At 67.8% G+C, this 11,941-nt stretch carries 14 protein-coding genes, 1 tRNA gene and 1 pseudogene; 15 read left to right on the forward strand and 1 reads right to left on the reverse strand.

Annotated elements, in window-relative coordinates:
- Positions 1 to 11 precede the first annotated feature (11 nt).
- The 10 genes and pseudogenes from hemC (at position 12) to trmB (ending at position 7,081) form a co-directional block, all read left to right on the forward strand.
- A complete protein-coding gene (hemC, locus tag AC1RRF_RS16840) occupies positions 12 to 959 on the forward strand; it encodes a hydroxymethylbilane synthase (protein ID WP_492836627.1) in 948 nt (315 codons plus the stop codon).
- 20 nt (positions 960 to 979) lie between these two features.
- The gene (locus tag AC1RRF_RS16845; protein WP_492836629.1) at positions 980 to 1,639 is read left to right on the forward strand and encodes a uroporphyrinogen-III synthase; all 660 of its coding nucleotides are present in this window, start codon (positions 980 to 982) and stop codon (positions 1,637 to 1,639) included.
- Positions 1,640 to 1,685: 46 nt separating this feature from the next.
- Positions 1,686 to 1,761 (forward strand) — tRNA-Thr (locus AC1RRF_RS16850).
- A 532-nt stretch (positions 1,762 to 2,293) separates the two neighbouring features.
- A complete protein-coding gene (locus AC1RRF_RS16855; RefSeq protein ID WP_492836631.1) occupies positions 2,294 to 3,454 on the forward strand; it encodes a serine hydrolase domain-containing protein in 1,161 nt (386 codons plus the stop codon).
- Positions 3,455 to 3,949: 495 nt separating this feature from the next.
- Positions 3,950 to 4,099 (forward strand): annotated as a pseudogene (locus AC1RRF_RS16860) (helix-turn-helix domain-containing protein); the annotation flags it as partial.
- 112 nt (positions 4,100 to 4,211) lie between these two features.
- On the forward strand, positions 4,212 to 4,472 hold the full coding sequence (locus AC1RRF_RS16865) for a hypothetical protein (RefSeq protein WP_492836655.1): 261 nt from the start codon (positions 4,212 to 4,214) through the stop codon (positions 4,470 to 4,472).
- A gap of 11 nt (positions 4,473 to 4,483) precedes the next feature.
- Positions 4,484 to 4,606, forward strand: coding sequence for a hypothetical protein (locus tag AC1RRF_RS16870; protein WP_492836657.1), 123 nt, complete (start codon positions 4,484 to 4,486; stop codon positions 4,604 to 4,606).
- Between the two features lie 31 nt (positions 4,607 to 4,637).
- The gene (locus AC1RRF_RS16875) at positions 4,638 to 5,102 is read left to right on the forward strand and encodes a hypothetical protein (RefSeq protein WP_492836633.1); all 465 of its coding nucleotides are present in this window, start codon (positions 4,638 to 4,640) and stop codon (positions 5,100 to 5,102) included.
- A gap of 52 nt (positions 5,103 to 5,154) precedes the next feature.
- The gene (gene metK / locus AC1RRF_RS16880) at positions 5,155 to 6,345 is read left to right on the forward strand and encodes a methionine adenosyltransferase (RefSeq protein WP_492836635.1); all 1,191 of its coding nucleotides are present in this window, start codon (positions 5,155 to 5,157) and stop codon (positions 6,343 to 6,345) included.
- Between the two features lie 28 nt (positions 6,346 to 6,373).
- A complete protein-coding gene (trmB, locus tag AC1RRF_RS16885; protein ID WP_492836637.1) occupies positions 6,374 to 7,081 on the forward strand; it encodes a tRNA (guanosine(46)-N7)-methyltransferase TrmB in 708 nt (235 codons plus the stop codon).
- On the opposite strand, the gene AC1RRF_RS16890 is transcribed toward trmB, so the two are convergent.
- Positions 7,068 to 7,586, reverse strand: a complete 519-nt coding sequence (locus AC1RRF_RS16890; protein ID WP_492836639.1) for a biotin transporter BioY — start codon at positions 7,584 to 7,586, stop codon at positions 7,068 to 7,070. The two genes, trmB and AC1RRF_RS16890, sit on opposite strands and share 14 nt — an antisense overlap.
- 113 nt (positions 7,587 to 7,699) lie before the next feature.
- On the opposite strand from AC1RRF_RS16890, the gene AC1RRF_RS16895 reads away from it, so the two are divergent.
- The 5 genes from AC1RRF_RS16895 to AC1RRF_RS16915 all read left to right on the forward strand — a co-directional run.
- Positions 7,700 to 8,212: a DUF1993 domain-containing protein gene (locus AC1RRF_RS16895; RefSeq protein ID WP_492836641.1), complete on the forward strand. Its 513-nt coding sequence runs from the start codon at positions 7,700 to 7,702 to the stop codon at positions 8,210 to 8,212.
- Positions 8,213 to 8,401: 189 nt separating this feature from the next.
- Positions 8,402 to 8,947, forward strand: coding sequence for a ribosome maturation factor RimP (gene rimP / locus AC1RRF_RS16900; protein ID WP_291840779.1), 546 nt, complete (start codon positions 8,402 to 8,404; stop codon positions 8,945 to 8,947).
- Positions 8,948 to 8,950: 3 nt separating this feature from the next.
- Positions 8,951 to 10,693, forward strand: a complete 1,743-nt coding sequence (gene nusA, locus AC1RRF_RS16905) for a transcription termination factor NusA (protein WP_492836643.1) — start codon at positions 8,951 to 8,953, stop codon at positions 10,691 to 10,693.
- An 18-nt stretch (positions 10,694 to 10,711) separates the two neighbouring features.
- Positions 10,712 to 11,380: an RNA-binding protein gene (locus tag AC1RRF_RS16910; protein WP_492836645.1), complete on the forward strand. Its 669-nt coding sequence runs from the start codon at positions 10,712 to 10,714 to the stop codon at positions 11,378 to 11,380.
- A gap of 78 nt (positions 11,381 to 11,458) precedes the next feature.
- Positions 11,459 to 11,941, forward strand: a 483-nt coding sequence (locus AC1RRF_RS16915; RefSeq protein WP_492836647.1) for a translation initiation factor IF-2 associated domain-containing protein, incomplete at its 3' end; no start/stop codon positions are given.

Consider the following 11,941-nt stretch of genomic DNA (forward strand, 5'->3'; position numbering starts at 1 on the left):
CGCAACGCCTCATGACCTTTCCCATCCGCATCGGCACCCGGCGATCCAAGCTGGCGCTCACCCAGTCGGGCATGATGCAGCGCGCCATCGGTCGGGCCATGGGAGTGGCGGACGCGGATCTGGCCGACGCCGTGCCGCTGGTCGAGATCCTCACCACCGGCGACCGGGTGCAGGACCGCCGCCTGCTGGAGATCGGCGGCAAGGCCCTATTCACCAAGGAAATCGAGGAGGCCCTGCTGGAGGGCCGGGTCGATGTGGCGGTCCATTCCATGAAGGACGTGCCCGCGGAACAGCCGCATGGCCTGTGCATCGCCGCCGTCCCCGAACGGGAGGATCCGCGCGACGCCTTCGTCAGCACCGACTTCGCCGGATTCGACAGTCTTCCCGTGAGCGCCCGACTGGGCACCGCCTCGCTGCGGCGGCAGGCGCAGGCGCTGGCGCTGCGGCCGGACCTGAAGATCGAGATGTTGCGCGGCAATGTCGACACCCGGCTGCGCAAGCTGGCGGAGGGCGAGTTCGAAGCCATCCTGCTGGCCGTGTCCGGCCTGAACCGTCTCGGCTTCGAGGACGTGATCCGCGAGCGGCTGTCGCTGGACGCCTTCCTGCCCGCGCCGGGCCAGGGCGCGCTGGCGCTGCAGACCCGCGAGGGCGAGAACGCGGCCTGGGTCGCGGCCCTGAACCATCCGATGACCGCCCTGGCCGTGGCCGCCGAACGCGGGGCGATGACCGCGCTGGAAGGGTCGTGCCGCACGGCGATCGGCGCCCATGCCGAGATCGGCGAGGGCCATCTGCGCCTGACCACCGAAATGCTGGCCCCGGACGGCTCGGTCCGCTGGCGGCGGTCGGGCGAGATCGGCGATGTCCACGCCGACGACGCGCAGTCCCAGGCCCGCGCCCTGGGCCTGCGCCTGGGGGCCGAGGTGCACGCCGCCGCCGGCGACCAGAGGATCACGACCTGACCGGCGTCCGCCGCATCTGGGTGACCCGCACCGAACCGGGCGCATCCCGGACGGCGACGCGGTTGGCCGCCCGCGGCTTCGAACCCCTGATCGCGCCGGTTCTGGCTGTCCGCCCCATCATCCAGCCCGCCCCCGACCTGACCGGATTCACGGCCCTGGCCTTCACCAGCCCGAATGGGGTGGCGGTCTTCGCCGACCTGACGCCCGAGCGCGCCCTGCCCGTGTTCGCCGTGGGCGATGTGACCGCCGAGCGGGCGCGGCAGGCCGGGTTCAGGACCGTGACCTCGGCCTCGGGAGCCCTGTCGGACCTGGCCTGGCTGATCGCGGGCGAAGCGGTCGGGCGGGTGCTCGTGCCGGGCGCACGTGAGCCCGCGGGGGATCTGGACGCCCTGCTGAACCGCGCGGTCGAGACCGTGATCCTGCCGGTCTATGAGGCGACGGAGACCCGGGCCAAGGCGCCGGCGGACTTCGAGGCGGTGCTGGCCCACTCCCCTCGCGCAGCCAAAGCGGTGGCCCGGGCGTTGGGCCGCGACGGCGGCGCGGGACGGCTGGCGATCGCGATTTCGGCGGCGGCGGCGGCCCCTCTGGCGGCGGCGGGTTTCGCCGAAATCCGCACCGCGGGCGAGCCGACCGACGCCGCCGTGCTGCTGGCGCTTGGCAATCCGGCGGCCCGCGTATAAAGAGCGCCTCTCGCGCGGTTCGGAAACGCCCCGAACCGGTCGGCAGGCCGCTTTAGCTCAGCTGGTAGAGCATCGCATTCGTAATGCGGGGGTCAGGTGTTCGAGTCACCTAAGCGGCACCATTTTTCCTGAGTATTGTTAGCTTCAAAGCCGGGCCGGGATGGGTCGGCAGGCGCTTCCGCTTGGGAGTTGTGCGGACGCCCAGTGGGAGGCCTTTCGGGCCGCGCTGAGCGTGTCGCGGCCGTGACGGGCCTCCGGCTTCTAAATGGGAGTCGGGCTACGACTGCGTAGCGACCAAAACCATGACCCGGGAATCCAAGCCGATGGAGCGCAGCGGCGATCGCAGCTGACGTATTGGGCCGGTATTCGCCGGGCGGCGGGTCGGAGTCGCACCCAAACCTGCAGCCCCCTTGAGGCGACCGTTCGCCGGGATGCGCTGCTGTTCGCCGATCAAGGCGAACCATTGACCGAGCCGGGATGGACGAGCGTGCAGCGAACGGATCAACCGACGCCATGACCAGCCCATCTCCCAGTCAACGCGCCGTTGCGCCCGACGCAACTCCTGTTACTCCCGCCTTGGGGATCGCAAAGGCGCGTCGATCGCCCGATCCACAATCGCAACCGGTACCCTCTAAGCTCTGGATGACCAAAAGAATGCTGAACAAAATTTCCGCCGCAATCGGCCTGATTGCGGTCATGAGCGGTGTTACCGACAGCGCAAACGCCCAAACAACGCAGGTCGCGGAAACGGACGACAAGACCGTCGCGATCGAACGCCTGGTCCAAAGCGAGATGGCTTCTCGCGGTATTCCGGGGCTCCAGCTGGCGATCGTGAGAAACGGCGAAATCATATTCACGGGCGCCTACGGCCAGTCCAACCTCGAGACCGCGACGCCTGTGACGGACCGCACTGTTTTCGGCATCAATTCGATCAGCAAGGCCTTCACCGGCGTCGCGGCGATGCAGCTGGTCGAGGCTGGAAAGCTCGATCTCGATGCGTCGGTGACGCACTATCTCGAAGAGCTTCCGGCATCGTGGAATGAGATCACGGTCCGCCAGATCCTCACGCACACATCCGGCCTGCCCGAGATCATTGACGACAATACCCGACTGATCGACGGCGCCGAGCCCGACGCCGCCTGGGCAAGGGTGCAGGAACTTCCCCTGCGATATGCACCCGGGACGCAGTATGCCTACAACCAGACCGGCTATGTCCTGATGGGCAAGATCATCGAGAAGCTCTCGGGCAAGCCCTTCGTTGATTTCGTTCGCGAGGGACAGTTCAACGCGGCGGGCATGGAGCAGGCACGTTTTGGACACACCGCCGATACCGTGCCCGAGCTCGCCTCGCTCTATACCTATTTGACGCTGCAGATAACGGACATGAGGACCGTCGGCGTCGAGCGCAGCGAGACCCCGTTCCTGCGCCGTGAGACATGGCCCGCCTACATGCATACCGCCGCAGGCGTTCAGGCCACGGCCAGGGATCTGGCCGCATGGGTTATCGCGCTGCAGAATCGCAAACTGGTCAGCGAAAGTGGCCTCGAACAGCTCTGGACCCCGCAGCAACTGCCCGACGGAAGCTATCGCGGCTTCAACCGGATCATCAATGGCTATGGACTGGGCTGGCCGGTCATCCGCCGCGCGGAACATCCCGCGATCACGCCCACGGGCGGCGATCGCGCGGCGATCTTCATCTACCCTGAGGATGACCTTACGGTGATCGTTCTGACGAACCTCTTGGGCGCTGGGCCCCAGAGATTTGCTGACAAGATTGCTTCGCAATACATCCCCGGCCTCGCCGTCGAAAACTGACTGTAGCGTCTCGTCACGAGTGCGGCCGGATTGGCGGCCGCACTCGCTATCCCTGAGAGGTTAACTCTCGCGCCGGAATTGAAGGCCCTCATCGAAGAGGCGATCGCTGGATAGGTCCAGCTTCCGTTCGCGGTGGTCGCCTAAGCGGCGCCACTTCCTCACAACGTCAGTTGAACACCTTGTGATCGCCGCGGCGCGGGCCGGGGCGGTTTGCGGTCATCCGGGCGGCGGCGACGCCGCCCGGTGAACATTCGCCCCCTGCGGCATCCAATGTGCAGTTGAATCCGACCTCAGCGTCCCCTCGGCGGCAATCCGCCGCCGGGGGCTTCGCCGCCCTGCCCGACGACCGGCTATCGCGCGCGCCAGGAACGGATTTCTCCAGGCCGGAACCGGCGGCCGGCGCGCGGAACGGCGACAGACCGGCGCCTCAAGCGAGAGCTGGTCTGGACGCCCTGTCCGGATCGTCCTAGCAAGATCGCAGTATCGGAGCGATCGATGTCGGCAGGTCTCAGCGCGCGTCAGGAACAATGCCTCAGACTGACGGCTTTCCTGACCGACAAGGAAATCGCCGTTCGGTTGAATCTGTCGGAAGCCACGGTCAAGAAGCACGTGCACGAGGCGTGCCGCCGACTGGGGGTCAACCGGCGCAAGGCGGCGTTGGCGCTTCTGGAACGAAACGTACCAGAGGCTACGAAAGACTCCATTGGCGTTCCGGATTCCGCCCCCTCTTCTGTCCCCCACGTCAGGGAGGCAGACGATGGTTTCTCAAACACAACCCCTACCCCAGTGGACCTGGGAGGACCTGGAGGCCGCGCTGGAGGGATTCAGCTCGCTCGGGAAGAACGACCCGGTGCGCGCGCATCTGATGCGCGGACTGGCCGCGGACGCGGAACGGTCGAATCCGAGGGAACTGCTGCAGCAGGTGCTGAGCGCGGGCTGGGTGATGGCCCAGGTGGGCGCGCAGAACCCCGGCTCGGGTACCGGCCACCGCCCCGCAACTGGGGCGTCCGCGTCCTGATCATCGTCGTGATGCTGGTCCTGGCCGCGGTGATGATGCGAGCGATCGCCGACAGCGTCGTCGCCTATCAGCGTCAGGTCCTGACCATCGACGAAACCGTCATGCAAGGCGCCGCCCGCGCCCCGGCCCCGTAAGGCCGGCGCGGGCTCCGCCGCTGGAGGAGCCATGGCGCCCTTTCAACTCTTCTATCTGCTGCTCAGTCTGGGCGTCTTCGCCTGGGCGTGGATGCGCGGGGGGCACACCGAGCGGACAGGCGTGGCCGTGTTCGTGTTCGCCTTCCTGGCCAGCTTCATGCTGCAGACCGTCACCCTGAAGGATTTCCGCCTCGGCGAGGCGATCGTCGACCTGGCCCTGTTCGCGGCCCTGGTCTGGCTGGCGCTGCGCCGGGACCGCTGGTGGACGCTGGCCGCGTCCGCCTTCGCCGGCCTGACCATGATTGCCCACGGCCTGATGTTCCTGACGCCGGATCTGCAGGAGCAGCACATCCGCATGGACGTGGCGTCCCGCTGGGGCATCGGCGTCCTGTTGGTCCTGTGCCTCGCCGGCGGCGTGGTCGAGCGCTGGATGGCGGGGGAGCGGCCGGTGAGCACCGAGGCCCGTTGGCGCCGTCCCGAACGCAGCGCGACTTGAACATATAAACATAGCTTTATATGTTTGGCGGGTCGCCCCCCAGGAGCCTGCCTTGTCCCGTTCATCCTTCCTGTTCACCTCGGAAAGCGTTTCCGAGGGCCACCCGGACAAGGTCGCCGACCGCATTTCCGATTCCGTGGTGGACCTGTTCCTGTCGAAGGATCCGGAGGCGCGGGTGGCGTGCGAGACCCTGACCACCACCAATCTGGTGGTGCTGGCCGGCGAAATCCGCGGCCGGGGGATCATGGGCGTGGACGGTCAATGGGCCCCGGGCATCGAGCAGGAGATCGAGGCCGTCGTTCGCGCCGCCGTGCGCGACATCGGCTATGAGCAGGACCAGTTCCACTGGAACACCTTCGAGTTCCAGAACCACCTGCACGGCCAGTCGGCCGATATCGCCGTGGGCGTGGACGCCGCCGGCAACAAGGACGAGGGCGCGGGCGACCAGGGCATCATGTTCGGCTATGCCTCGAACGAGACGCCCGAACTGATGCCGGCCACCCTTCAGTACAGCCACAACATCCTCAAGAAGCTGGCGGAGGTTCGCCACGCGGGCGGCACCCTTCTGGAACCTGATGCGAAGTCGCAGGTCACCATCCAGTACGAGAACGGCAAGCCGGTGCGCGCGACCTCGATCGTGCTGTCGACCCAGCATGCGGTCGGCCGGGCCGCCGAGGTGACCGCCTTCGTCAAGCCACTGATCCTGGAGGTGCTGCCCGAAGGCTTCACCGACGAGAACACCGTCTGGCACATCAATCCGACCGGCATCTTCGAGATCGGCGGGCCGGACGGCGACACCGGTCTGACCGGCCGCAAGATCATCGTCGACACCTACGGCGGCGCGGCTCCGCACGGCGGCGGCGCCTTCTCGGGCAAGGACCCGACGAAGGTCGACCGCTCGGCCGCCTACGCCTGCCGCTACCTGGCCAAGAACGTGGTCGCCGCAGGCCTGGCCGAGCGCTGCACCATCCAGATCAGCTACGCCATCGGCGTGGCGGAACCCCAGTCGATCCACGTCGACCTGCACCGCACCGGCAAGATCGACGAGAGCGTGCTCGAGGAAAAGCTGCTGGGCTTCATCGGCGGTGGCACTCCGCGCGGCATCCGCGAGCATCTGGGCCTGAACAAGCCGATCTACGCCCGCACCGCCGCCTACGGCCACTTCGGCCGCCAGCCCGACGCCGACGGCGGCTTCTCGTGGGAGAAGACGGATCTGGTGGATCAGCTGAAGGCGCTGGTCTGATCGGTCCGGCGCGTCTACGAGGCCCGCCATGTCTTCCGATCCCGAAAACACCAAGGCCCCGACCTGGGGCCCCCTGCGCTCGTTCGGGCGCATCAAGTCGCGCACGCTGAAGCCGCGCCAGGCGGCGCTGTTCGACACCCTGCTGCCGACCATCGCCGTGCCCGACCCCGAGGCCGGACCGATCGATCCGCAGGCGCTGATGCCCAGCGCCAAGGAAGTCTGGCTGGAGATCGGTTTCGGCGGCGGCGAGCATCTGGCCGCCCAGGCCGCGCGTCACCCGGACGCCCTGATGATCGGCTGCGAGCCCTTCCTGAACGGTGTCGGCTCGGCCCTGCGCCACATCGAGGACGGCGACCTGAAGAATGTGCGCCTGCACGCCGACGACGCGCGCGACGTGATGAAGGCCCTGCCCGACGCCTCGCTGGACCGGGTGATGATCCTGTTCCCCGACCCCTGGCACAAGGCCCGCCATAACAAGCGCCGCCTGATCCAGGACGAGAGCGCCGCCGAGATCGCGCGCCTGCTGAAGCCCGGCGGACGGCTGCGGTTCGTGACGGACTGGAAGGACTACGCCGAATGGGCGCTGGAGCGCCTGGAGCGGACGCCGGGCCTGCAATGGACCGCCGACCGCGCCGACGACTGGCGCACGGCGCCGCAGGACCACGTGGTCACCCGCTACGAAGAGAAGAAGCTGGGCGACACCCCGCCCATCTTCCTGGAGTTCATTCGGGTCTGAACGCCGGCAGGCGATACAGACCCGCCGCGGACGCCGCCACCAGCCCCGACTTGACCAGCGCTCCGATCAGGAAGGGCGTGAAGCCGGCCGCGACGGCGGCAGCGCCCATGGCCGTCGCCAGCCACGCCGTGCCGACGACGAGGATCAGCAGGTGGGCGGCCACCACCAGAGCGACCTTGGCCGCCACGCCGCGCGCCCGGTCGTAGAGCGCGCCGGTCAAAGCCGCCGCGACCGGGAAGGCGAACAGGTAGCCCGCCGTGGGCCCGGTGAAATGATCGAGGCCGGAGGCGCCGACCGACAACACGGGCAGGCCCGCGGCCCCGAGGGCCAAATACAGAAGAACCGCCGCCGCACCTCTCCAGGGCCCCAGAACGGCGCCGGCCAGCAGGACCGCGAAGGTCTGCATCGTCATAGGCACGGGGACCATGGGGACATTGATCCGCGCACAGACGGCCGTCAGCCCGGCGAAGGCGACGATCAGGGCGGCGGACGTCAGGACGCGCATCCGCTCCCGAACCATGCGACGCCGGACCGCGCAAGTCGGTCCACGCAAGTCGACTCTGGCTTTCGCCGGGGAGGCGGCGCAGGAAGCCGGAAAATCACATCGGAGGCTGCGCCATGACTTTCACCCTCAAGGATGCGTCCGCGCCCATCTTCGTGCGCGGCCTGACCAATCTGTCGAACCTGATCGACAAGGCCGTCGAGGCCGGTCTGGACGAGGCCGAGCTGATGGAGGCGCGTCTGGCGCCGGACATGAAACCGTTCGCCGACCAGATCCGCATGGCCAGCTTTTCGGGCCGCAGCTGCGTCGCGCGCCTGACCGACCAGGCCTGGCCCAGGACGGACGACAACGAGGCCTCGCTGGTCGAACTGAAGGCGACCATCGCCCTGTCGATCGCTTTCATCCAGGGCGTCGACGCGGCGGCGTTCGCGGGCGGCGAGACCCGTCGGATCGAGCTGCGCTTCCCGGGCGTGGAGCTGGATTTCGACGGCGCCGGCTATCTGACCAGCTTCGCCATCCCGAACTTCTTCTTCCACGTGACCACGGCCTACGCGATCCTGCGTAACCGTGGCGTGGCCCTGGGCAAGCGCGACTTCCTGGGCCAGTTGGACCTGTTGCAAGCGGCGTGATCTGCACCTCGTCCATCCGGGTCCGGCGTCGCGCGCCGAACCCGGATGGCGACGGCCGCGTGATCAGGGGCTGACAAACGCATCCCGCGGGGCTATATGCCGCCCCACATCGTTAGACCGGCTCCTAACGGCGCCGTTTGAAGCGGCGGCCCTGAAGGCCAGCCGCTTTTGTTTTGCCCGGGATCCAACTTGAAGGCCAAGACCGCAGAAGACCGCCAGCTCCTGGAGCTGATCGAACCCATCGCTGAGAGCCTGGGTCTCGAGGTGGTGCGCGTCCGGCTGATGGGCGGAACCCTGCGCCGCCGCCTGCAGATCATGGCCGAGCGCGGCTCTGACCACGACATCGCGGTCGAAGAATGCGCCCGCCTGAGCCGCGCGGTGTCGGAGGTGTTCGACGCCGCCGACCCGATCGCCGGCGAATATCTGCTGGAAGTCTCGTCGCCGGGCATCGATCGCCCGCTGACCCGCCTGAGCGACTTCGACCTGTTCGAGGGCTATGAGGCGCGTCTGGAGACGGACCGGATGGTCGAAGGCCGCAAGCGCTTCAAGGGCGTGCTGGCCGGAACCGAAGACACCAATATCGCCATCGATCTGGAAGGGGAGGAAGACACCGCCCTGATCCCGTTCGAATGGCTGGTCGACGCCAAGCTGGTGCTGACCGATGAACTGATGAAGGCGGGGGCCGAAAAACGCGCCGCCCGCAATGAAGACAACCAGACTGAGGCTGAGGACTAAGACATGGCCGTTGGCGTTTCCGCGAACCGTCTCGAACTGCTGCAGATCGCCGATGCGGTCGCGCGCGAGAAGAACATCGACAAGGAGATCGTCATCGAGGCGATCGAGGAAGCGATCCAGAAGGGCGCCAAGTCGCGCTATGGCGCGCACCACGACATCCGCGCCAAGATCGACCACAAGACCGGCGAACTGGCCCTGACGCGTCACGTCACCATCGTCGAGGACGACTGGCAGCCGGAAGACGAGCTGGAAGAGTTCAACGACAGCGCCATGGTGCGCCTGAAGGATGCGCAGAAGCGCGATCCGGAAGCCGAGGTCGGCAAGGAATACGTCGAGAACCTGCCGCCGTTCGAGTTCGGCCGCGTCCAGACCCAGATGGCCCGTCAGGTCGTGACCGGTAAGGTCCGCGAGGCCGAGCGCGCCAATCAGTACGAAGAGTTCAAGGACCGCGTCGGCGAGATCGTCAACGGCACCGTCAAGCGCGTCGAATACGGCAACACCATCGTCGATCTGGGCCGTGGCGAAGGCATCATGCGCCGCAACGACTCGATCCCGCGCGAAACCTTCAACATCGGCGACCGCATCCGCACCTACATCTACGACGTGCGCCCGGAAGCGAAGGGCCCGCAGGTCATGCTGTCGCGCTCGCACCCGGGCTTCATGGCCAAGCTGTTCGCGCAGGAAGTGCCGGAAGTCTACGACGGCGTGATCGAGATCCGCGCCGCCGCCCGCGACGCCGGCTCGCGCGCCAAGATGGCCGTGCTGTCGAACGACTCCTCCATCGATCCGGTCGGCGCCTGCGTCGGCATGCGCGGCTCGCGCGTTCAGGCGGTCGTCGCCGAACTGCAGGGCGAGAAGATCGACATCATCCAGTGGAACAACGACGAGCCGACCTTCATCGTCAACGCCCTGGCCCCGGCCGAAGTGTCGAAGGTCGTTCTCGACGAAGAAGCCGACCGCGTTGAAGTGGTGGTGCCGGACGAGCAGCTGTCGCTGGCCATCGGCCGCCGCGGCCAGAACGTCCGCCTCGCCTCGCAGCTGACCGGCTGGCAGATCGACATCATCACCGAGTCGCAGGACTCCGAGCGCCGCCAGCGCGAGTTCAGCGAGCGCACCAGCCTGTTCCAGGAAGCCCTGGACGTGGACGAGGTCATCGCCCAGCTGCTGGTCACCGAAGGCTTCGCCACGGTCGAGGATCTGGCCTTCGTCGAGCCGTACGAAATCTCCGACATCGAAGGCTTCGACGAGGACACCGCCGAGGAACTGCAGGCCCGCGCCCGCGACTTCCTGGACCGCAAGGCCGCCGAGCTGGACGCCAAGCGCACCGAACTGGGCGTCGAGGACGGCGTGCTTCAGGTGCCGGGCGTGACCCTGGCCATGGCCGTGGCGCTCGGCGAGGGCGGCGTGAAGACCGTCGAGGATCTGGCCGACCTGGCCACCGACGAAATCCGTGGCGGATATGAAATCCGCAACGGCGAACGCGTGAAGGTCCCCGGCGTGCTGGAGAGCTTCAACCTGGCGCAGGAAGACGCCGAGATGCTGATCCTGCAGGCCCGCGTGGCCGCCGGCTGGATCGACGCCTCGGAACTGCCGCAGCCCGAGCCCGAGCCGGAATACGAGGAAGAATACGCGGAAGGCGAATACGACGCCGACGCCGTCTTCTCGAACACCGCCTCCGCGGAAGAGACCTCTGAAGAGGCCCCGGCAGAAGACGCCGAGGACCTCGACCAACCCGAAAACGCGTGATGGGAGCCCCCGCCGTTCATGAGCTTGCGCGACGCAACGATCGATAGGGAACGCCGCGACCTGGTCACCCACCAGGTCATGGATGAATCTCGTCTGATCCGTTTCGTCGCCGCTCCGGACGGCGCGGTCGCCCCCGACCTGGCGCGCAAGCTGCCCGGCCGCGGCCTCTGGGTCGCGGCCGACCGCGCCTCCATCGAGGCAGCGGTCAAGAAGAACCTGTTCAGCCGCGCGGCGAAGGCCCCGCTGAAACCCGCCGCCGATCTGCCCGATCTGGTGGAAACCCTGCTTTTCAAGCGCTGCCTGGAGCAGCTGGGTCTTGCCCGGCGCGAAGGCGCGCTTATCTCTGGCTTCGAAAAGTCGGCCGCCGCGATCCGATCCGGAAAGGCCGCATGGATCGTCGAGGCGGCGGACGGGTCCGCCGACGGACGCGGCAAGCTGCTGGCCCTGGCGAAACACCAGACGCCGCCCCCCAAAGTGTGCGGGGCCTTCACCGCTGACGATTTGAGTTTGGCCCTCGGGCTGGAAAATGCGATACACGCCGTCCTGCTTGAGGGCGGGCGGGCCGATCGTTGGACTTTCGAGGTCGAACGGCTGGCGGGATTTCGACCGTTGACGCCTCCGCAGTGGGGCGACGAGGCGGCTGGGGCCCCGGATGGAAATTCAGACGGGCGGGGTTCCGCTCCCTGACGGGGGGCGGAGTTCCGCACGGCTTTTTGTGTTTGGACGACGATCCGGGACTGTCCTGGGTCAAAGTAAAGCGACCGGATGACTGACGAGAACGACAAGACCAACGACGGCAAGACGACCCCTTCGGCGCCCGCGTCGACGACAGGGCCGCGCGCGCCGCTGAGCCTGAAGCCCCGGACGGCGGGATCGGTTTCGACCGGCACCGTGCGCCAGAGCTTCAGCCACGGCCGCACCAAGACCGTGGTGGTCGAGACCAAGCGCCGCGTGGGTGCGACGCCGGGCGGACATCAGCGTCCGCAAGGCTTCGATGTCGCTCGCCCTGCCGCGCCCGCCGCCGCCGCGCCCCAGGCGCCGCGCCCGGCCGCCTCGTCCGACGCCGGCAACCTGTCGCAGTCCGAGCAGGAAGCCCGCCGCCGCGCGATCGAGCTGGCCACCCAGCAGAACGTCGAGCGCGAACGCGCCGCCGCCGAGGAGCGCGCCCGCAAGGACGCCGCCGCCCGCGAACAGGCCGCCGCCGCCGAGCGCGCCGCCAGCGCCGCCCAGGCTGAGGCCGCCGCCGCC

Source organism: Brevundimonas sp. GW821-FHT12C05, from assembly GCF_058807475.1.

Bases quoted from the DNA above. Each gene is read 5' to 3' on its own strand.
- AC1RRF_RS16890 (WP_492836639.1), bottom strand. From the start codon at position 7,586: ATGCGCGTCCTGACGTCCGCCGCCCTGATCGTCGCCTTCGCCGGGCTG.
- nusA (WP_492836643.1), top strand. From the start codon at position 8,951: ATGGCCGTTGGCGTTTCCGCGAACCGTCTCGAACTGCTGCAGATCGCC.
- AC1RRF_RS16855 (WP_492836631.1), top strand. From the start codon at position 2,294: ATGCTGAACAAAATTTCCGCCGCAATCGGCCTGATTGCGGTCATGAGC.
- AC1RRF_RS16895 (WP_492836641.1), top strand. From the start codon at position 7,700: ATGACTTTCACCCTCAAGGATGCGTCCGCGCCCATCTTCGTGCGCGGC.
- hemC (WP_492836627.1), top strand. From the start codon at position 12: ATGACCTTTCCCATCCGCATCGGCACCCGGCGATCCAAGCTGGCGCTC.
- AC1RRF_RS16910 (WP_492836645.1), top strand. From the start codon at position 10,712: ATGAGCTTGCGCGACGCAACGATCGATAGGGAACGCCGCGACCTGGTC.
- trmB (WP_492836637.1), top strand. From the start codon at position 6,374: ATGTCTTCCGATCCCGAAAACACCAAGGCCCCGACCTGGGGCCCCCTG.
- AC1RRF_RS16870 (WP_492836657.1), top strand. From the start codon at position 4,484: ATGCTGGTCCTGGCCGCGGTGATGATGCGAGCGATCGCCGACAGCGTC.
- AC1RRF_RS16875 (WP_492836633.1), top strand. From the start codon at position 4,638: ATGGCGCCCTTTCAACTCTTCTATCTGCTGCTCAGTCTGGGCGTCTTC.
- AC1RRF_RS16865 (WP_492836655.1), top strand. From the start codon at position 4,212: ATGGTTTCTCAAACACAACCCCTACCCCAGTGGACCTGGGAGGACCTG.